16 protein-coding genes and 1 rRNA gene are annotated in these 21,063 nt (G+C 59.9%); 1 reads left to right on the top strand and 16 read right to left on the bottom strand.

The features are described from left to right. Positions 1–75: 75 nt before the first annotated feature. From JCM17207_RS06810 to JCM17207_RS06760, 11 genes are all read right to left on the bottom strand, one after another. A complete protein-coding gene (locus JCM17207_RS06810; RefSeq protein ID WP_238316863.1) occupies positions 76–1,674 on the bottom strand; it encodes a peptidoglycan D,D-transpeptidase FtsI family protein in 1,599 nt (532 codons plus the stop codon). Positions 1,675–1,834: 160 nt separating this feature from the next. Then, the gene (locus tag JCM17207_RS06805) at positions 1,835–2,824 is read right to left on the bottom strand and encodes a diacylglycerol/lipid kinase family protein (protein ID WP_238316862.1); all 990 of its coding nucleotides are present in this window, start codon (positions 2,822–2,824) and stop codon (positions 1,835–1,837) included. Positions 2,825–3,013: 189 nt separating this feature from the next. Next, positions 3,014–4,369 (bottom strand): prolyl oligopeptidase family serine peptidase, encoded by a 1,356-nt coding sequence (locus JCM17207_RS06800; RefSeq protein ID WP_238316861.1) that lies wholly within the window; start codon positions 4,367–4,369, stop codon positions 3,014–3,016. A gap of 204 nt (positions 4,370–4,573) precedes the next feature. Continuing rightward, the gene (locus JCM17207_RS06795) at positions 4,574–6,874 is read right to left on the bottom strand and encodes an ATP-dependent Clp protease ATP-binding subunit (RefSeq protein ID WP_238316860.1); all 2,301 of its coding nucleotides are present in this window, start codon (positions 6,872–6,874) and stop codon (positions 4,574–4,576) included. 257 nt (positions 6,875–7,131) lie between these two features. Next, positions 7,132–8,340, bottom strand: a complete 1,209-nt coding sequence (locus JCM17207_RS06790) for a sodium ion-translocating decarboxylase subunit beta (protein WP_238316859.1) — start codon at positions 8,338–8,340, stop codon at positions 7,132–7,134. A gap of 15 nt (positions 8,341–8,355) precedes the next feature. Continuing rightward, positions 8,356–8,727, bottom strand: coding sequence for an OadG family protein (locus tag JCM17207_RS06785; RefSeq protein WP_238316858.1), 372 nt, complete (start codon positions 8,725–8,727; stop codon positions 8,356–8,358). 200 nt (positions 8,728–8,927) lie between these two features. After that, positions 8,928–9,956, bottom strand: a complete 1,029-nt coding sequence (locus JCM17207_RS06780; RefSeq protein WP_238316857.1) for a rod shape-determining protein — start codon at positions 9,954–9,956, stop codon at positions 8,928–8,930. 127 nt (positions 9,957–10,083) lie between these two features. Beyond that, positions 10,084–12,312: an SF1B family DNA helicase RecD2 gene (gene recD2 / locus JCM17207_RS06775; protein ID WP_238316856.1), complete on the bottom strand. Its 2,229-nt coding sequence runs from the start codon at positions 12,310–12,312 to the stop codon at positions 10,084–10,086. A gap of 149 nt (positions 12,313–12,461) precedes the next feature. Further along, positions 12,462–13,499, bottom strand: coding sequence for a hypothetical protein (locus JCM17207_RS06770; RefSeq protein ID WP_238316855.1), 1,038 nt, complete (start codon positions 13,497–13,499; stop codon positions 12,462–12,464). A 147-nt stretch (positions 13,500–13,646) separates the two neighbouring features. Continuing rightward, the gene (cls, locus tag JCM17207_RS06765) at positions 13,647–15,173 is read right to left on the bottom strand and encodes a cardiolipin synthase (RefSeq protein WP_238316854.1); all 1,527 of its coding nucleotides are present in this window, start codon (positions 15,171–15,173) and stop codon (positions 13,647–13,649) included. A 220-nt stretch (positions 15,174–15,393) separates the two neighbouring features. Next, the gene (locus JCM17207_RS06760) at positions 15,394–16,242 is read right to left on the bottom strand and encodes a DegV family protein (protein ID WP_238316853.1); all 849 of its coding nucleotides are present in this window, start codon (positions 16,240–16,242) and stop codon (positions 15,394–15,396) included. Between the two features lie 154 nt (positions 16,243–16,396). Between JCM17207_RS06760 and JCM17207_RS06755 the strand changes: the two genes are divergently transcribed. Beyond that, complete coding sequence (locus JCM17207_RS06755; protein WP_238316852.1) at positions 16,397–16,945, top strand: DUF1836 domain-containing protein; 549 nt, start codon at positions 16,397–16,399, stop codon at positions 16,943–16,945. 111 nt (positions 16,946–17,056) lie between these two features. Here the strand turns inward: JCM17207_RS06755 and JCM17207_RS06750 are convergent, their stop codons facing one another. The 5 genes from JCM17207_RS06750 to rrf form a co-directional block, all read right to left on the bottom strand. Further along, entirely contained in the window at positions 17,057–17,851 is a 795-nt protein-coding gene (locus JCM17207_RS06750) for an ABC transporter ATP-binding protein (protein WP_238316851.1), read from the bottom strand. After that, a complete protein-coding gene (locus tag JCM17207_RS06745; RefSeq protein ID WP_238316850.1) occupies positions 17,844–18,791 on the bottom strand; it encodes an ABC transporter permease in 948 nt (315 codons plus the stop codon). The genes JCM17207_RS06750 and JCM17207_RS06745 overlap by 8 nt, the downstream gene beginning before the upstream one ends. 125 nt (positions 18,792–18,916) lie before the next feature. Further along, positions 18,917–19,915, bottom strand: coding sequence for an ABC transporter substrate-binding protein (locus tag JCM17207_RS06740; RefSeq protein ID WP_238316849.1), 999 nt, complete (start codon positions 19,913–19,915; stop codon positions 18,917–18,919). Between the two features lie 180 nt (positions 19,916–20,095). Continuing rightward, positions 20,096–20,773 carry a YkgJ family cysteine cluster protein gene (locus JCM17207_RS06735; RefSeq protein WP_238316868.1) on the bottom strand — a complete coding sequence of 226 codons (678 nt, stop codon included), beginning with the start codon at positions 20,771–20,773 and terminating at the stop codon, positions 20,096–20,098. A 146-nt stretch (positions 20,774–20,919) separates the two neighbouring features. Continuing rightward, positions 20,920–21,036: ribosomal RNA gene (gene rrf, locus JCM17207_RS06730) — 5S ribosomal RNA — on the bottom strand. Positions 21,037–21,063: the final 27 nt, after the last annotated feature.

Raw genomic sequence — 21,063 nt, 5'->3', positions numbered from 1 at the left:
CCGATTCGGGGATCGCACATAGAAATACGACTATATAGTAGCACAATCCGGACCAAAAAGCAAGGGCTTTTCCCCTCAGCGGCGGAGCAAATACAGCACCTCACAGACCTGGGAGAAGATTTTTGCGCTGGAGTATTCCGGGTCGTTCTGCCCGTCCTGAAGGACCACAATGGTATACTGAGGGTCGTCTGCCGGGTAAAAACCCGCAAACCAGAGGTTCATCTTCTCCTGGCCGTCCTCAAACTGCCCGGTCTGGGCGGTGCCGGTCTTACCCCCGGCGGTCTCGTAGAGGGGAGCGGCGTCGTGGCCGGTGCCCTGCTCCACTACCCCTTGGAGCAGGGTCCGCAGGGTCTGGGCCGTCTGGGCCGAAAAAACCTGGCGCTCTGCCGGGGCCGCCGCGGCCTCCAGCCGGGCCCCGTCTGACTCCCGCACCGTCCCCAGCAGAAAACTCGGGGTGCGGTAAACCCCGTCGGCGGCGATGGCGTTCATCATCCCTGCAATCTGGACCGGGGTGGCCAGCAGCTGCCCCTGACCAAAACTGAAGTTCGCCAGCTGGCCGCTGCTGGCCAGAGCCTCCATCTCAGGCAAAACCCCGGCCGCGGCCCGCAGACTGCCCGCCAGATAGACCGCCTGGCCGAAGCCCAGCTGCGCTGCCATCTCCCGCACCGAATCCGCCCCCAGCATCTGCCCCAACTGGATAAAATACCCGTTGCAGCTTTTTTCCAGGGCGGCGGCCAGATCCGTTTCCCCGTGGGCGGTGCCGGAGGCGCAGCGATAGACCTGCCCATCCAGAACCGTATATCCCGGGCACTGGATCACCAGATCGGTTTTACCCTGCTCCAATGCAGCGGCGGCCAGCACCGGTTTGAACACCGACCCCACCGCATAGGCGCAGAGGGTACGGTCCAGCAAAGGGCTGTTTTCGGCATCCAGGCTTGCCGAAATGTTCTCGGGGTCATAGCCGGGCAGGCTGACGCTGGCCCGCACCTGGGCGGTGGCCACATCCAAAACCAGGATGCAGCCGGTGGTCATGGTCTGGCCCGCCACCGCCTCCACCCCCCGCTGGATGGCCCGGGAGATGGTCAGCTGGACGCCGGTACCGGTGGTTTCCGCCTGGGTATACACCGGCGCGGTCCCCTCCACCAGCCGCCCCTGGCCGGTGACCGCACATTGCAGGGTGTCCCGGCTGCCATCCCCCGCCAGCAGTTCATCCAGGGCCGCTTCCAGCCCGGCTACCCCCCTGCCCTCCCCGTCCAGATAACCGATCAGGTGCTGGCAGAGAGGAATGGTACAGTATCGCCGGGGCTCGGTCAGGGTATACACCCCCAGATCGCTCACGTCCCGTCCCACCCGGAGCAAAAAGGGCGCCGCCGAGTTGCGTTTTTCGTAAAGACGGGCCTGCCCTTCGGCCGAGGCGATATCATACAGCCGGGTGTAACTGCCCTCCCCGGGCAGGCAGAGGGCATAGTAATCCTCCTGAATTCCGGTCAAAAGCAGGCCCTCGCAGTCGTAAAAGTTCCCCCGATTCGCCGGCAGCGTCAAAGTGACCTGGCTCTGATCTGCGGCCCGGGCTGCATAGGCAGAGTTCCCCGCCGTCAGGTAGAGCCGGCAGGCTACCACCACAAAGCCCAGCAGCAGCCCCGCATAGAGAACGGCAATCCGCCGTACCGACATAAAATCCCCCTTTTCCGTTTCCTTGGTCCAAAAAAAGTATGGGTTCCGATGCCGTTCAATATACCTTCCGCCCACCACAAATTCCCCCGGGCTGTGCGCTCCGGGAATGAAAAAACGCCCGGCCGTAAAAACAGCGGGGCGTAATAGAACAATCCTGCGCTCAGGACTTGGTGGGGGCAGTTTTCTGGGCCTCAAACCGGTCATGAACCGGCCCGGGCAGCAGGATCCGGGCTGCCAAAGGCTGGAGAGAAATCTCCAGAGTATCCAGCGGGGCACACTCGCCGTCCGCCGTGGCGATGATAGGCCCCCGCCCATCCACCGGGCTGAGGGTAACCCGCCGGGCACGGCGGTAGAGGAAATAGGGCTCAGCCGCCTCGGTCAGGTGTCCCTGGATGAAGTGACGGCCTTTTTTATACATTCCCAGCATTTTGGCGATGGTCATCCGGCCCACCGTCCGGATGATAAAGACATCCAGCCAGCCGTCGTCGAGGGCGGCTTCCGGCGCAGCCATAAAGCCGCCGCCATAGGCCCGGCCATTGCAGACGGCGCACATGAGGCAGTCCTCCTCCAGCTGCCCGCCGTCGATCTCAAACCGGACCCGGCGGCCAATGTGCCCGCAAATTTGTTCCAAGATGGACAAGAGGTAAGCCATCTCTCCCCCACAGAAGGGCAGACGCCGGTATTTGGGGATGCCATAGGCCACCTGGGCGTCCAGGCCCGCCGCACAGATGGTAGCCGAAAGACCCAGGCTGGTCTCCATTAAATCGATTCGGGATACCCCGCCCGCCAGCTGGGCGTCAAGGTCCAGAAATTCTTCCCGGGTGCCGAAGCTGCGCAGAAAGTCGTTGCCGCTGCCGTAGGGCAGGCAGCCCACCGCCGTATTGGAGAACGGATACGCCCCGGTGAGCGCCTCGTTGAGGGTGCCGTCCCCGCCGGCAGTGTAAACCCACAGTTCCTCCCCTTCTTGGGCGGCGCGCTGGGCGGCCGCCTGCACCAACCCCCGGGCATGGCCCGCAAAAGCGGTGCGCTGGATGGAATATTGCTCCGGCGGAATGCCGGCCCGTGCCAGCGCCGCCTCCAGCGCCGGGATCAGCGGGCCGCTGCTATCCTGTTTTCCTGCGGCCGGATTTAAAATAAAAAGATAACGCATAGCGTCCTCCCCAAACCATTGACTCGCCGCAGCCGGTGCGCCGTGTCTGTGTGCTGCTCTCTATCTTATCGAAACAAAAGGAAAATTGCAAGATATTGAACCATTTTTACCGGGAATACACCCCAAAAAGCGCTGTGCCTCCGGCGCGTCCGGTGCACAGCGCTTCTATGAAATCAGAGCGGCTCGAATTTATTTATGCTGCTTGCCCAGCCAGGCCCACAAATTCTCGCCGGTGGTGTCGTCTACACACTCGTTGTTAAAAAAGTAGAACCAGCTCCAGTGGCCCTGGTACTGATAGGGAGTCCCATCCTCATTGGTATACAAGCCGGAGGTATCGTGCACATCCGCAAAAACGCTGGTGCGCAGGTTGGGGTTGATGGCCCGCAGCCGTTCAATGGTGGGGGCCTCATAGTCCGCCGGGGGAACAACCGTGTCGTTCTGGGCATAGGTAAACCAGATGGGCAGGTTTCGAATGCCCTCCAGCTGTTTATCAGTGATGCCGCTGTCCTTGTATGCCTCGCAGATGGGGTATGCTGCAGCAAAAACATCGGGGTATTGCAGCACCATATTCATGGTCATATAGCCGCCGTTGGAACAGCCGCCGATGAGAATTCGGTCGGCATCCACCGTGAACTTGTCCACAAATGCCTGGATCAGCTCCCTCAGTGCCTTGGTGTAAACCGAAGCTATGCCAGGGTTATCCTGCCAATGGCCTTCTTCATCGTATTCCATCCAGAACCCGGGAGCCTGGGGCGCCAGAACATAAGCGCCGCCCAGGGCAGACTGGAACTCCTGGCCAATCAGAGCGGCAATTTTATTACCCAGCAGGGCAATGCGGGCATCGGCCCCGCCTTCCCCGGCGCCATGGAGCCAGATCACCAGCGGAGCTTTCCGGCCGGGCTGGAGCGCCGGGGTATAGTAGGCAAACCGCAGTTCTTTGCCGTCGCTGCCGGCAAATTTCCCATTCCGATGGAAGTCGCCCAGTTGAGGGAGGAGGGCATCCTCAAAGCGGATAACAGGGTCCACGCTCAAAGAGGCAATCCTATTCCCCCAAATCGTGGTCAGGGCCGGGTTTGCCGCCAGCGAAACGCTCAATTCATAAGGCGCGCACCAGGTGTTTTTACTGGTATAAAAATCATAGCAGAACGGGATCCCTGTATTCGGGCCATAACTCAACTCCAGCCGTATGTACTGGGTGGGCAGAGTCGTCCGATCCCCGCAGCTGGTGCAGGCATACGCATCCAACACCTTTCGGGGCGACGAAACCACGTTGTGTTCCGCCGCCATGGCAGCCCAGTCAAACGCCTCTTTTTTCTCCACAACGGTAAAATCCCCGGCCCGCACCGAGTCAGCCTGGATTGCATCCTCCAGCCGGATAATTGTTGCTGTGACCGCAGGCCCCCAATCAAAGCCCTGAATGACAATTTTCTGGGTATAGCCTGCGGCGGGTTTGCAGACATCAAAGCAGGCTCCCGGTGCAGTCCGCCCTCCTGTTATGGCTCCTGCCTCCGGCACGAAACGGCAGCGGAAAAAATTATTCATCATGTGGTCCCCCTTCTTCCTCTTTTTCTCTCACAACACGGTCTGTCAGCCCTTAATCGGACAGACCCTTATAAAGAAAGTGTAACCGTTCAAACGGGATATTGCAACCAAACACAGGCAAGTTTCATCCTTTTTCTATCTTTATTTTGAGACAGCGCAAAGCCCGCCTGCCTCAAAAGACAGACGGGCTAAAAATCTTTATTAACTTCAGACCACCGCTGGGTCATCCACCCGCAGCATTACAGCGCCATCTTCGGCGCAGTCGGCCGTATAGCGAGCGCCGGTCTGGACCGTACCGGAGGCGATCTGATCTGCCAGGGCCTGTTCCACCGCCCGGTTGACCTGCCGGCGCAGCTCCCGGGCGCCGTAGGGCGAATTGGCCCGGGCCGCCAGGGCCTGGCAAACCCGCGCAGTATGGGTCAGAGTATAGCCGCTGTGAGCTGCCCGGTGTTCCAGCTGGGCCAGCAGTTTTTCGGCAATGGCGCAAAGGCTCTCCTGCCCCAGGGGGCGGAAAACAATCAACTCGTCCAAACGGCCCACCAGCTCGGGCCGGAAGAAGCCTTTGGCCTCGGCAATGGCCTGGGCCGCCTGCTTTTCAAAGATCGCTTCTGTCCCCGAGGCAAAGCCCAGGGGGGCACTTTGCCCCGCCAGGAACCGGGCCCCCAGATTGGAGGTGAGCAGCACAATGGTATTGGTAAAATCCGCCTTGCGGCCCATGGAATCGGTGAGGCAGCCATCCTCCAGAATCTGGAGCAGGATATTCTGGATATCGGGGTGGGCTTTTTCAATCTCATCGAAGAGCACCACACTGTACGGACGGCGGCGCACTGCCTCGGTGAGCTGGCCGCCCTCGTCGTGGCCCAGATAGCCCGGAGGCGCCCCCAGCAGCCGGGCCACGGTATGAGACTCCTGATACTCGGACATATCCAGTTTGAGCAGGGCTTTCTCGCTGCCGAACCAGCTCTTGGCCAGCGCTTTGGCCAGGGCGGTTTTGCCCACGCCGGTGGGACCCAGGAACAAAAACGCTCCGATGGGCCGCCCGGGTTCCCCCAGGCCGGTGCGACTGCGGCGGATGGCCCCCGCTACCGCCTGGACCGCTTTATCCTGCCCCACCACGTCTTCGGTGAGCCGCTGGGCCAAAAGATCCAGGCGTTCCCGCTCTTTCTCCCCCACCCGTTCCGCGGGCACACCGCTGGCCCGGGCCACTACCCGGGCAATGTCCTCCTGGGTCAGGCTGGGGGTAGAACGGCCCTCTTTTTCAGCCCGGATCCGGGCCGCCGCACAGGCCTCATCCATTAAATCAATGGCCTTGTCCGGCAGGCAGCGCCCCGGCAAATATCGGATCGAGAGCTCCACTGCGTCCTTGACCGCCTGGGGCGAAATCGTGACCCCATGATACCGCTCGTATCGCGGGGCCAGCCCCAGCAGAATCTTCTCTGCCTGGGCGGAATCCGGCTCATCGATCTGCACCCGTCCGAACCGGCGCTCCAGGGCGGGGTCTTTCTGGATGTGGGTGCGGAACTCCTGGTTGGTGGTGGCGCCGATGAGCTGCAATTCCCCTCGGGCCAGAACCGGCTTCAGGATATTGGCCGCGTCGATGGCGCCTTCGGCCGCTCCTGCGCCCACAATGGTGTGAAACTCGTCCACAAAAAGAATCGCGCTGCTGTCCCGCACCAGCTCTTCCAGCAAGTTTTTAAAACGCTCCTCAAAATCGCCCCGGTATTTGGTGCCCGCCACCAGGCTAGCCATATCCAGCGAGAGCAGACGCCGCCCTTTGAGGGCCCGGGGCACCCGCCCCTCGGCAATCCGCTGGGCCAGCCCTTCGGCCAGGGCGGTTTTGCCCACGCCGGGTTCCCCCACCAGACAGGGGTTGTTCTTCTGCCGCCGGCAAAGGATCTCGATCATCCGTTCCAGCTCGGCATCCCGGCAAAAGACCGGGTCCAGTTCCCCCTCCGAGGCCCGGCGGGTCAGGTCATGACAGTATTTATCGCTGGCCCGGCTGCCCCGGGGTGCGCTGGCCGCTGCCCGGGGCTGGATGGGCAGGATGAACTGCCCCGAGATCTGCCGGCATTCTTTGACGGCCTCACTGAGCTGCAACCCCATGGAGGCCAGCAGCACCCCCGCCGCGCAGTCGCTGTCCTCCAAAATGGCGCAGAGCAGATGCTCCGGCTCAGCTTTGGGCTGGTGGGCGTTCTGGGCACCGATCAGGGCGTAATCCATCGCCCGCTTGAGGTCCGGGGCCAGTGCACTGCTGCTGAGCCGCTGGGCCGGACCCTGCCGGGTCTGGGCCACCTGGCGGCGGACCTCCGGTTCCGAGATATTTTTGCCCGCCAGAAACCGGGCCGCCGGGCCATGATCCTCCTGCAAAATCACCAGCAGCAGGTGGCCGGTATCCGCCCGGCTGCACCCCAGCCCCCCGGCCAGCTGCACGGCGTCTGTCAGCATCTGCCCTGCCTGACGCGAAAAACCTTTAAAACGGCCGAAGCCGAAACATTCTAGAAAAGACATTTCCCCTGCTCCATTTCTCCGCACCCAGGCGGCGGCGCTGTTCTACTGGGCTTTGGGCCCCTGGCGGTCTGGCCGCCGACAACTAGAGTATAGCCCCGTCCTGCGCAAAAAAATCATCCTTTTCTGTCGGGGGCGGGCGCGGAGCCGACCAAAACCGGCGCGGCCTGCCGGATGTGCCAAAAAAGCCGCCCGTCCACGGCGCAAATGCCATGGACGAGCGGCAGACGGTTCAGGGATGTACCGGCCAGAGCTTAGACTCAGCCGAAGATGTTGATCAGGATACCTGCTGCAACGGCGGAACCAATGACGCCGGCAACGTTGGGGCCCATGGCGTGCATGAGCAGGAAGTTCTGGGGGTTCTCCTTCTGGCCCACCTTCTGAGAGACGCGGGCCGCCATGGGAACAGCGGAAACGCCAGCCGAGCCGATCAGGGGGTTGACCTGGCCGCCGGTGACGGCATACATCACCTTGCCGCAGACAACGCCGGCCGCAGTACCAAAGGAGAAGGCGATCAGGCCCAGCACGATGATGAACAGGGTGCGGGCGTTCAGGAAGGTGTTGGCGCTGGTGGTGCAGCCAACCGACAGAGCCAGGAAGATGGTGATGATGTTCATCAGCTCGTTGCCGGCGGTGCGCTGGATCCGGTCCACAACACCGCACTCACGCATCAGGTTGCCCAGCATCAGCATGCCCACCAGGACGGCGGCATCGGGAACGATCAGGGAGACAACGATGGTGACCATAATCGGGAAGACGATTCGCTCGGTCTTGGAGACGGTGCGCAGCTGCTTCATCACAACTTTGCGCTCCTTGGGGGTGGTCAGGGCCCGCATGATGGGGGGCTGGATGACCGGCACCAGGGCCATATAGCTGTACGCTGCCACGGCAATGCTGCCCAGCAGCTCAGGCGCCAGACGGGAGGTAACAAAGATCGCGGTAGGGCCGTCGGCGCCGCCGATGATGGAGATGGCCGCGCTCTGTGCCTGGGTGAAATCCACCAGGCCGGTGGCCGTCAGCAGACGGGCGCCCATGTATGTACCGAAGATGCCGAACTGTGCGGCAGCACCCAGCAGAAGGCTCTTGGGGTTGGAGATCAGGGGGGCGAAGTCGGTCATGGTGCCGATGCCCAGGAAGATCAGCGGCGGGTAGATGCCCAGCTTGACGCCCATATAAAGCATATCGGCCAGGCCGCCGTTGTTCAGAATCTCAATCCACATGGGATGCTCGAGGCCGTCGCCCACGAAATACTGCATATGGATGATGCCGCTGCCCGGGAGGTTGGCCAGGATCATGCCGAAAGCCATGGGCAGAAGGATCAGGGGCTCAAACTCTTTGACGATGGCGAGGTAAAGCAGAAAGCAGCCCACGCAGATCATCACAGCGTAGAGCCAGCCGCCCGGCTCGCCGAAACGGGCGAAACCCGAGCTCTGGAAAATACCGAGAAGCGTATCGATAAATTGTGTCATGATCTGTCCCCTCCCTTAAAACGGTGCGGTTGTGTCGGACACGCCGGCCTTGCTCCAGCCGCCGCGGTCTGCGCGGCGCACCGCCCGCAGGGTGTACTTGCCGCCGCCCAGGGCGTAAATTGCCGCTGCAATCGCTGCAATCACGTCGCCGGGGATGCCCGGCTCCACCTGGGGCTGGGGTTCCGGCTCCACAGGCGCCACTGCCTGCTGCTGGGGCGCTGCCGGAGCTTCCGGCTTGGGCGCAGCAGGGGCGGCAGGCCGCTTTTTGTTGCTGAGGGTGTTGAACGCCTTGCCTTCCAGCATGATGATCACCATCAAGATGACCAGGATCAGAAAGACCAGTACCATGCCGGATATGGTGACAACTACATCATAACCTAAATCCATGATTTTCCTCCTATTTTTTCAGCGCGGCCAACCCGAAGGCCGCCCCGCCAAAGATTTTTGAGAACATTTGCCGGCCGCAAAAGAAGTAAAAGTTTCTTCCAGTCCTGCCAAACGACCTCATTCCCGTCTATTATACTCGGTTTTGGGTCCGGTTTCAACAAAAGCAGCCCTGAAAAGGTACAATTTTTGTCAATATTTTGTCAATGGCGGCGGCCGATGCGAGGCGTGGCGTCGGTAAAGCCGGTTTCCAGCTTATCGCCCAGGGAGAGGCTCATGGCGGTGCCCAGGGCAACGCAGTTGACAGGATCGGGCGAGACGGTGACCTCCACCTTCAGTTCCTGGCTCAGATACTCGGGCAGACCATGGAGCTGTGCGCCGCCGCCCGTCAGCATAACGCCGTTGCGGTAGATGTCGCCTGCCAGCTCGGGGGGCGTCTTTTCCAGCACCTGGTGAGCCGCCACACCGATCTGCTCGCTGAGCATCATCACCGGCTCATAGAGATCGCTGGTGGACACATTGATCCGCTGGGGCAGGCCGGTCAGCAGGCTGCGGCCCTTGATCTCCATGGTCTCGTTGAAGTCTGCCTTCTGGGGGCAGCAGGCCACGTGCTTTTTCAGCTCCTCGGCGGTGCGCTGGCCGATGGCGATGTTGAACTTGGCCCGGACGTGCTTGAGGATCTCATCGTCGTAGTGGTTGCCCGCCACCCGGACGCTGGTGGCCTTGACCTTGCCGCCCAGGGAGAGCACCGCAATATCCGTAGTGCCGCCGCCGATGTCGATGATCATCCGGCCGTCGGGGATGGTGATATCCACCCCAGACCCTAGCGCCGCGGCAATGGGCTCATCGATCAGATAGACCTGACGGGCGCCGGCCGCCACGACGGCCTCCACCACCGCGTCGCTCTCGATGCCGGTGATGGCCGCCGGGACACAGACCGCCACCCGGGGTTTCACCATGTGAGAACTGTACACCTGGTTGACAAAACGGCAGATCAGCTCCCGGGTCATGGTGTGGTCGCTGATGACGCCATCCTTCAGGGGGAAGGTGGCGGAGATGTAGTTGGGGGTGCGGCCCACCATGGCCAGGGCCTTGTCGCCCACCTCCAAGACCGAGTTTTTGCGGGTGTCCACCGCCACAACGCTGGGCTGGTTGAGGACGACGCCCTTTCCTTCCTGTGCAATGATGATGGTGGTAGTGCCAAGATCAATGCCGATATCGTTCTGAGCCATAGCACGTTATCCTTTCTGGTTTCTATTTTTAAAGCCGGCTGGGCCGTATAAATCCATTGTTCAGTATAGCATATTTCGCAAAGAATGTATAGGAAAAGCGCAGATTTTCTTTCCCCGGAACAGGGGTTCAGCTCTGGGGCAGAGCCCCCTGCTCGGGGGGCAGCTCGTCGGTCAGCAGCTCACACAGGCCGCTGTACCGCCGGTTCTGGCGGATGTTGGCCATCATGGCGTTGACGGTGTCCCGCCGTCCGGTCACAATGCAGAGCCGCTTGGCCCGGGTGATGCCGGTATAGAACAGGTTCCGGTAGCACAGCCGGACCGGCACCTGCGCCGCCGGCAGGATCACCGCCGGGAACTCACTGCCCTGGCTTTTATGCACGGTAATTGCATAAGCGATTTCCAGCTCGCCCAGGTTCTCGGCCGGGTAGACCAGCCGCCGGTCGTCCATCCGCACCACCATGGAGCGGTCCCGCAGGTTGATGGATTCCACAATGCCGATGTCGCCGTTGTAGGCCCCCACCCCCTGCTCACCGCCGTCCCGGTGCCAGACAATTTCGTAGTTGTTCCGTACCTGCATCACCTTATCCCCCACCCGGAAAACCCGGGCCGCGCTCTGGAGCTGGGGTTTGGATTTCTCGGGCGGGTTGAGCAGCTGCTGAAGCTCCACATTCAGCGCCTGGGTACCGCAGGGGCCCAATTTCGTGGGGCAGAGCACCTGGATATCCCGGATGGGGTCGAAGCCGTAGCTGCGGGGCAGCCGGGTGGTGACCAGCTCACAGACCAGCCGCCGGCAGGCGTCGCCGTCGGCCTCCAGGAAGAAGAAATCGTCCTCCCGGCCCCCTTTTTGGAGGGGGCGGCCCCCCACCACATTGTGGGCGTTTTTGACGATCAGGCTCTGCTCGGCCTGGCGGAAGATCCGGTTCAGGCAGACCGTGGGGATCCGGCCGGATTTGATGACCTCCCCCAGGATATTCCCTGGGCCCACGCTGGGCAGCTGGTCCGAGTCCCCCACCAGGATGATCCGGCAGCTGTACCGCAGGGCGGCCAGCAGACTCTGGAACAGTTTTACATCCACCATGCTCATCTCGTCCAGGATAACCACATCGTACCGGAGCAAGTTCTTTTCGTTGTGGATGAACTGGAGCACCCCGCCGCTGTAATCCACCTCCAACAACCGATGGATGGTGCTGGCCTTGCGGCCGGTCAGTTCCCCCAGCCGCTTGGCGGCCCGGCCGGTGGGGGCACAGAGGGCCACCCGCTCGGCCTGCTGCTCCAAAAGCTGCAAAATGGCGTTGACGGTGGTGGTTTTGCCGGTGCCGGGGCCGCCGGTCAGAACCAGACAGTTTTCGGTCATGGCCTTTCGGATGGCCTCTTTCTGCTCCGGCGCATAGGCAAAGCCCTGGGCCAGCTCCAAAACCTGGATGCTTTTTTCCAGCCCCCGGGGCTTCTCGGGACTCTTTTTCATCAAAAGGGCCAGCCGGTGGGCGATCGTCTCCTCGGCGTCCAGCAGATCGGGCAGATAGATATAATCGCCCCCCGCATATTTCCGCTGGCGGAGGATGCCGTCCTCCAGGCAATGATCCAGGGCAATTTCCAGTTTCTCCCGGGGCTGGTGGATGAAGGCCGACGCCGTCTCCAAAAGCTGAACCCGGGGCACGCAGGTGTGGCCGTTGTTGGCGTTGTGGCGCAGAGTGCGGAGCAGCGCCGCCTCCAGCCGCTGGACACAGTCCCCTTCCATCTGATAATACTGGGCGATGCTGTCCGCGTGGCGGAAATCCAACTGGAGAGGTTCGCCGCAAAGCAGATAGGGGTTGGCCGCGATGGCCTGGGCCGCCCCCGGGCCAAAGACCCGGAACACCTCCATGGCCCGCCGGGGGCTGATCTCAAACTGGGCCAGATAGGCGATGAGCTCCCGCATGCCGAACATCCGCTTGAACTCCTGCTGGATGCGGTCGGCCTTGTCGGCGGTGATGCCCCGGATGGTGGTCAGCTGGCCGGGGTCGTTGGCGATGATGTCCAGCGCCGAAGCCCCGAATTTCTGGATGATTTTATTGGCGGTGGAAGCGCCGATATAGGGCAGAGACCCGCTGGCCAGGAAAGCATAGACGGCCTCCATGTCCTTGGGCATATCGGTCTCGCACTCCTGGGCGTGGAACTGGCGGCCATAGGCGGCGTGGTTCTCGTAGCGGCCCCGGCAGACCACCGACTCACCCACATGCAGCTCCCCTACAACCCCGCAGACCACCGTAAGGGCTCCGCCCCCCGAGACCTCGAACACCATATAGCCGTTGTCGGTATTCTCGAAGATAATGTCCTCTACGGTTCCTTCCAGTGTTTCAAGCTCCTGCTGCTCCATGGGCGGTTCCCTCCTCTCTGCCGGGTCAAAGTCTCAAACGATATAAGTATAGCCCTTTTTCCGGGTTTTGTAAATTCGCTTTTGTCCCAAGGAACACAAAAAGCCCCCGCAGGGGCCGGGGATCGGCCGATGCAGGGGCAGCTTTACAATCAGGCGGCCGCCTGGCTTTCCAGGGCCTTGAGCAGCGCCTTTTGGACATCCTCAATCCCGATGGTACAGAGGGATTTCAGATCAGCGGCAGAACCATCGGTGGGAATGGCTTCGATCTGCTCCGCCGTCTTGCCCTTGAGGTAGTCGCAGAAGCCCTCGCTGTGCTCATACCACTCCTTGCCCAGGGCGGAGGCGTCCCGCATGCCGTAGTCGTCTCCCAGTTCCAGCTTGCTCAGCACTTCGTCGGGGGCGTCCACCATGCCGTCGGTGCCAACCGTCAGCTGAGGTTCCGCCTCATCCCAGACGGCGCCGGTGACCCGGCCCGCCTTATCCATGGTGATGGCCACGGCGTTGATATCCACCTTGGCGGCGGCGTCTTTATCCTCGGTGGCCTTGAGCTCGGCGCCCGCCGGGCTGCTGACCTCTACCCCCAGGGTGAGGGTGTCGCCGCTGGCCGAACCCACCGGCTGAGCCAGCTCACAGGCCCGGGCCACGGCGTCCCGATAGCCCTCCACCGTAATGGTGCAGCCCGACAACAGATCGGGATCGGAGGCATAGCCGTCTTTATCCGTTTCCAGCTTCTCCACCTGCTCGCCGGTCATCCCCGCCAGATACTCGCCGAAAAAGTCTGCCTGTTCGGCCCAGCCTTTTTCAATGGAGGACACCGCTCCCAGGGGGTAGTCCTTCTCCCCTTTCTGGCGCTTGGTGCGGTAGTCGGTGGGCATAGTTACCACGCCGTTGGCGTCGGCAGTGATGCTGCTCTCCAGCTCATCCAGAGAGACCTGGACAATCCGGCCGTCCTCGTCCAGCAGCACCGCCGCCAGAATGGTGTGGATCTCCCCGGCCCGCTCCTCGCTGTCTGCCCGGGTGACCATGCTCAAGCCGGTGCGCCAGGCTCCCTGCTGGTTCTGGGCTGCGCCGCTGCCCCCATTCATGGAGCCGCTGGAACTGCCCGAACTGGAGCTGCTGCCACAGGCTGCCAGCAGCAAAGACGCCGTCAGAAGGCAGCCAATCCTATACCAATTTGTCTGTTTCATTTTTTCGCTCCCTTTACAATCCGCCCCACGCGCCCATCGGACCGGGGACTTTTAGCCCTAGTGTTCCCACCGAATCCTCATTTTATTTGCAGAGAGCGCAAAAAAGCAGAGCCCCCGGCAGGAGCTCTGCAAAAAAGTAGTTTGGTGTTAAAGCAGCGGGCTGAGCAGCCGGAGCACATCGTCCAGCATCCGGCCGGGCACCGAGGTGCGGCAATCCTTGAGGCGTACCTCCCGGCTTTTGGCGATGGTGTCCAGCATATCTTTCCGGACCGCCGCCACCTGGCTATTCCCCATCAGCAGTACCCCGCACTCAAAATGGAGATACAGGCTGCGGTAGTCCATATTGATGCTGCCCACCACCGCCAGCGCGTCATCGCTGACATAGCACTTGGCGTGGAGGAAACCCGGGGTGTACTCGTACACCCGCACTCCCGCCAGAATCAGGGGGGCGTAATAGGAGCGGGTCAGCCGGAACACCAGCTTTTTATCCGGGATACCGGGCAGCACCAGCCGCACATCCACCCCTCGTTTGGCCGCCATCTTGAGGGCGTCCATCATCTCCTCGCCGATGGCAAGGTAGGGCGTAAAGATATAGGCGTAGTCTTTGGCCTGATGGAGGATATCGCAGTAGACATTTTCGGCCAGGGGTTCCTCGTCCAGAGGGCTGTCCCCGTAAGGCTGTACCACTCCGTCCGTCTTGGCCTGCACCGTGGGGCGGAAGGCGTCATAGTCTTTGTCCGAGAAACGGAAAGCGTTCCAGAAATTAAGGAACATAACGGTAAAATTCCAGACCGCCGCCCCCTCGATCCGCAGGGCGGTGTCCTTCCAGTGACCGAACCGCTCCTCGGCGTTGATGTATTCGTCCGCCAGGTTGACGCCGCCGGTGTAGGCGATGTTGCCGTCGATCACGCAGATCTTGCGGTGGTCCCGGTGGTTCATCACCAACGACAAAAGCGGCACCACCGGGTTAAACGGCAGGCAGCGGATGTGGTTTTTTTCCATCTCAATCAGAAAGTTGGAGGGCAGCGTCAGCAGGCAGCCAAAGTCGTCGTAGATCAGCCGCACATCCACGCCCTGGGCCGCTTTCCGCTTGAGGATCTCGGCGATAGGGTCCCACATGGCGCCGGGACGAATGATGAAGTATTCGAGGAAGATAAACTTTTTGGCCCGGGCCAGATCCTGCAGCATCCGGGCGTGCATGGCCTCACCGCTGGGGAAATAAAGGGCGCTGGTGTTTTGCCAGGCGGGGCAGCGGCCCTGCCCGGCCAGATACCGCCCCAGAGCGGCCTGCCGGGGCGGCAGAGCGTCCAGCTGGCCCTCGGCCTGGACCATATCGTAGCGGTGGAGCCGCTCGATCTTATCCATCCGCTGGCGCATCCGTTTGCTGGGGCGCTTGTTGCCCCAGAGCAGATAGAGCATCCCGCCCAAAACCGGCAGCGCCCCGATCAGCGCCAGCCAGACAATTTTATAAGCCGCGTTTTCGTCTTTGCGGATCAGGTGCAGCGCAATCGCCAGGCTGAGAATCATCAGCAGCGCGTTGACCCAGACTGCATATTCCGTCACCCGGAAAAAGACCTCCAAAAGCCATACTGCCTGGACCAGAACCAGTGCAATGGTGATGAATGCGCGGTTTAACAGTTTGCTGAAAAATTTTACGACCGGTTGTCGAAGCATGGAACACCTCCCCATACCTTATCGAATCCCCATTCGGCAGCACCCCTGCCCCATGCAGGCCGCCGTCCAAATGGTTAAAAGACAGTATAGCGCCGAACCCGCATTTTTGCAAGGTGTACTCAATAAAACGAAACAGGGCCCCCAATGCCTGCATCGACATTTTGGGCCCTGTACCAAGGGTTCAAACCATTCTTTAGAACTGCCCTAAGCTATCTCCGGTTCAGACGGTGGGTGCCTTGGCATCCTCGTAGCCCACCAGCAGGCCGCCCAGCTCAGCATAGTAAGCGCACAGACCGCCGCATGCGATCACCTCGGCCTGAACGCCCGAGAACACCGCCTCGATCATATTCTTCAGGCGATGAGCGGCATTGGGGTTATCGGAGTGGACGATCCGCACCCGGCCGCCGTCGTAGCCGTGAGACTTCATCTCCAGGACGATCCGCTCCAGTGCGCCGTGTTCGCCGCGGGTCTTGCAGATAACTTCCAGCTCGCCGCCGCTGCTGGCCTGACCTACCACACGGATCCCCAGCATCCGGGCCACGGCGGCCACCGCCGGGCTGCACCGGCCATTGCGGGCCAGGTTGTTCAGGGATTCCAGAGAGAAGAGCAGATGGGTGTGGCGGCTGTATTCGGTTACCTCCTCGCAAACCTGTTCAAAGCTGCGGCCAGCCAGGATCAGCTCCCGCATCCGCTCGGCGATCAGGGTCATCTCGGGGCCGGTGGACAGGCTGTCCAGAATGAACACTTTGGCGCCAGGGTGGGCGTCCTCGTATTCCTCTTTGGCGGTGCAGGCGGCGTTGTAGCAGCCCGACAGGGTGCCGGTGATGGTGACGGCGTAAACCTCGTCCGCCCCCTCAAAGGCCTCCATCCAGTCCCCTACATTGGGGCAGGAAGTGGAGCTCTTGCCCTTATAGCTGCGCATGGTCTTGGCCATATCCACCACGTCGAGCTCCGGGGTATCGGTATATTCGGCTTCGCTGGTGATGATTTTCATCGGGACAGACTGGAACTCCACTCCATCCATTTGATAAAGATTCGCAGAGGAATCTACTATAATCTTGCTTTTCATGTTACGTTCTCCATTCCAGCGACAACACGCCGCCACGTCATTTGCTTGGCTCTATCTTAGCAGTTTTTAAATATCCTGTCAACATAATTCAAAAATCTCATATTAAGTTTTTGTTTTCTGTTGACTTTTTGTTGAAGCGCGTTATACTGAAACTATGAATACTGAAACGAAACGCCATATCGCGGCTTGTGCGGTGGGGTTTTCCCTGCCGCGATATGAGGATCTGCCCCACATGGGGCTTTATCTGGACCAGACCGTACAATACGTCAACAGCTTCTTCCGCTCTTTTCCGGGCATGGAGCTAACCGCGTCAATGGTCAGCAACTATGTCAAAAAGGGGCTGTTGTCTCATCCTGTCAAAAAGAAGTATACCCGGGATCAGATCGCCTATCTGATTTATATCGCTGTCGCCAAAAACGTGCTCTCAATGGAAAACATCCAGCTCATGTTCCGCATCCAAAAGCAGACCTACCCCGCCTCGACGGCCTATAACTATTTCTGCGAGGAGCTGGAGAACTTTCTGTTTTACGTCTTTGGCCTGAAGGAGGAGGCCGCCGCGGTCGGCAACGATTCCGGGGACGAAAAATTCCTGCTGCGCAGCACCATCATTCCTGCGGCCCACAAGATTTATCTGGACTGCTGTTTTGCGGCGCTGCGGCAGGAAGAAGCTTTCTGGCCGGATATCCTGTCCGATCTGGCCTGAGGGTGAAGTTTGCCCTTTGCTCTGTCCCCTGCCGCATCAAAACAATAAGAAGGCTCCCCCGGGGTGGTTCAGCGCGAACCGCCCCGGGGGAGCCTATTTTCTAGTGTTTCGTTACGAGAGGATCATCCGGTCGTTGGCCAGCTCGCTGCCGCTGGCCACCTGGAACTTGGCCAGCAGGTCGGACACCTTGAGCCGCTGTTTCTCTTCCCCGCTGACATCGTAGATGATGTGCCCCTCATGCATCATAATCAGGCGGTTGCCATATTTGATGGCATCCTTCATGTTATGGGTAATCATCAGGGTGGTCAGCTTCTGCTCCTCCACGATCTTGGCCGAGAGGGTTAGCACCTTAAGGGCAGTTTTAGGGTCCAGGGCGGCGGTGTGCTCGTCCAGCAAAAGCAGCTTAGGGCTGCTCATGGTGGCCATCAGCAGGGTCAGTGCCTGGCGTTGGCCGCCGGACAACAGGCCCACCCGGGCGGTAAGGCGGTTCTCAAGACCCAGGTCCAGGGTCTTGAGCAGCTCCCGGTATTCTTCCCGTTCCTGGCGGGTGATGCCGATGTGGAGGGTGCGCCGTTTGCCCCGGCGGGCCGCCAGCGCAAGATTCTCTTCGATCTGCATGGTCGCGGCGGTGCCGGTCATGGGGTCCTGGAAAACCCGGCCAATGTAACTGGCTCGCTGGTGCTCGCTCAGACGGGTTACGTCCATCCCGTCAATCAGAATCTTGCCCGAGTCCACCGGCCAGACGCCCGCCACCGCATTCAGCATGGTGGATTTGCCCGCGCCGTTTCCGCCGATCACGGTGACAAAATCGCCCTCGTTCAGGTGGAGGGAAAGACCGTCCAGTGCGGTTTTCTCATTCACCGTACCGGCGTTGAAGGTTTTGGAAATGTTCTGAATATCAAGCATTTTTGTTCCCCTCCTTCTGGGCCTTCTTGGCCACCGGCTTTGCGAAGTATTTTCCCTTCCAGTACGGGATCGCCAGGAAGATCGCCACCACGCAGGCCGAGAGCAGTTTGAGCAGATTGGCATCCAGACCCAGGGTCAAAACCAGCTGGATGACGATGTAATACACCACCGCGCCGATGGAAACCGCCGTCAGTTTGAGGGCAAAGTTGTGGAAGATGTGGCTGAAGATCGCCTCACCGATGATGACCGCTGCCAGTCCGATGACGATGGCGCCGCGGCCCATGCTCACATCGGCGAACCCCTGGTACTGGGCCAGCAGCGCACCCGACAGGGCCACCAGGCCGTTGGAGACCATCAGGCCCAACACCGTGTTAAAATCGGTGTTGATGCCCTGGGCCCGGCTCATGTTGGGGTTGGAGCCGGTGGCTCGGATGGCACAGCCCAGCTCCGTGCCGAAGAACCAATACAGAACTCCGATCACCACGGCTGTGACGATCAGCACAGCAAACACCGGGTTGCGGAGAGCAAGCTCCTTGACCCAACGCAGGGAGATCAAAAGATCGTACCGGTCCACGTTGATGGATTGGTTGGATTTGCCCAATATTTTCAAGTTGATGGAGTAGAGGGCCAGCTGGGTCAGGATGCCGGCCAAAATCGCCGGGATCCCCATAAAAGTATGGAGCAGGCCCGTGACCAGGCCGCAGATCAGGCCCGATACAATGGCCGCCAACAAGGCAACCCAAACGCTCTGCCCCGCCAACAAGCAGATGACGCAGACTGCGCCGCCGGTGGCGAAAGAGCCGTCCACCGTCAGGTCGGCAACGTCCAAAATTCGATAGGTCAGATAGACGCCAATGGCCATAATGCCCCAAACCAACCCCTGGGCACAGGCGCCGGGCAATGCTCCAGGCAGATTTGTCAGTCTCGCAAGCAGCTCCAAAATAATTCCCTCCCGTTTTTAAATCCGTTCGTTTCGTTGCAGAACCTTTTCCCCAAGAAAAAAGCGGGGGCAAAATGGTCGGCCCACTCTCCCCCGCCAGAGGTATTTTAATCAGTAGAAGCGGATCACTCAATCGCAACGTAGTCTGCCGGTGCGGTCAGACCCAGCTCATCGCAGATGGTCTTGTTGTATTTTTTGGTGACGTTGGTGTACTGAATGGGCATGGTGGAGATATCCGCTTCGCCCTTCAGGATTTGTACAGCCATCTCGCCGGTGGTGTAGCCCAAATCATAGTAACTGATGGAAAGGGTCGCCACGCCACAGCCAGAGCAGATTCCCTCCTCACCGGCAAAAACCGGTTTGCCCATGGGACGGCAGATGCCATCAATAATGCCGGTGTTGGCTGCTGCGGTGTTGTCGGTGGGAACATAGAGCACATCGCTGGCATCGGCAGCCTGCTGGCAAACAGATGCCAGATCGTTGGAGTCAGAGAAGGCATATTGAGTGACGGTCAAGCCTGCCGCCTCCAGCTCGCTCTGGATCACATCCACCTGATACTGGCTATTGGCCTCCGCCGAGCAGTAGAGCAGGCCTGCCGTCTTGGCCTCGGGGAACCACTCCAAAATCATGGCTGCCTGCTCATCCAGCGGGGCCAGATCCGAGGTGCCGGAGATATTGCCGCCCACAGTACCGTTGAAATCTTCAATTCCCAGGGCCACACCGTATTCGGTGATGGAGGTAGCCAGAATGGGAATATCTGCTGTGGCTGCCTGTGCCGCCTGAAGAGCAGGGGTAGCGTTGGCCAGAATCAGATCCACATTGGCGGAAACAAAGGCGTTGCAAATGGTAGCGCAGGTAGCCGGGTCATTCTGAGCGTTCTTGAAGTCGATGGTGACAGCGTCGCCCAGCTGATCCTTCAGAGCATCCTCAAAGCCCTGGGTTGCAGAGTCCAGAGCCTCATGCTCTACCAACTGGCAGATGCCGACGGTATAGCTCCCATCCGAAGACGCCGCCGCAGAACCGGCGGTGGAGGCCGACGAGCTGGAACCGCAGGCAGTCAGAACACCCACTGCGGCAGCCGCCGCGGAAACAGCCAGAAACGAACGACGCGAGATTTTACGCATGATGTTTTCCCCCTCTAAAGTCTGGGCTCACCGGAACCAGTTCCGGCAGAGCATCCCTTGGTGTGAAGCGCTTTTTGTTCACTTCATGATTGTGAAGTATATCATACTTTTCGAGATAAAACAATGCGTTCTGGTCGGAATTCTGCCCCTTTGCGGCTCTTATTATCGATTATCATAAAATTATCCATCAGTTTTTTTGATGGTTGAGCGGTGGATCTGCATCTGTTCCAGTCTTTTGAGCTGTTCCTCAAACCAGGCGAGGTTGCCCTCTAGCTGAGCTCGAAAGGGCTTTTCCAATTCATAGGAACAATAGAGAGCGTCTGTCAGCTTTTGATAAAGCCGCCGAAGCAATACCGGTTCAAAGCTGGCCTGCCACTGCTCAGCCCGTCGTTCCAGCTTCATGCAGGTGAGCGCCCATGTTACATCTTCTGATTCCCGGGCGTCAATGCTGTAAAGGGCCAGATAATCCCTCACCCGGACCTGGAATACTTTGCCGCCGCAATTCACCGGCTGCAAAAAGTAAGACACTCGGCCCTCGGCGCTGATCTCCTGGGCCAGAGGATAGAGAGCACAGGCCAAAGGCTTTGCATCGTGGATGGAACAACGGTTTTGATAGAGAAAGGGGCAGTTGTTCCCTGCGTCCTTCCGGGGCGCCAGGCGGAGCACTGGAAGAAGGCTTTCTTTTCCGATATAATTGCGGCAGAAAGACGAAGCCACAATCCAAGGCGGCAAATTCAGCCGTTTGGCAATCTGGTATAGGTCATAGCCGGAGAGAACGATGTCTTCCCTTCCCCGACAGCAATCCCCACAGCCTTTACAAGCAAACGAAAAAAGCTGATCCCGCGTCAAATCCGGCATCGACTCATCCCGAGCAAAATCAACAGCTCCGCAGAGGTCCACCTGGCTGTCTTTTATCACAAAATTCCCTCCTTGTCTGATTTTGAGTCATCATGCAAAACAAAGAAAAAGCCCCCGGAGCATATGCCCCAGAGGCTTTTGAGAGAAGCCGGCGACTACCTATTTTCACAAGCCGTTTCCAGCTAACTATCGTCGGCACAAGTGAGCTTAACTTCTGTGTTCGGAATGGGAACAGGTGGGTCCTCACCGTCATCGACACCGGCCATATTTACTGAGTTACCTCAGCGCTT

The organism is Faecalibacterium gallinarum (assembly GCF_022180365.1).
GTDB lineage: Bacteria > Bacillota > Clostridia > Oscillospirales > Ruminococcaceae > Faecalibacterium > Faecalibacterium gallinarum.
The sequence above is the reverse complement of the archived record's forward strand: the minus strand, read 5'-3'. Positions and strand labels throughout refer to the sequence as shown.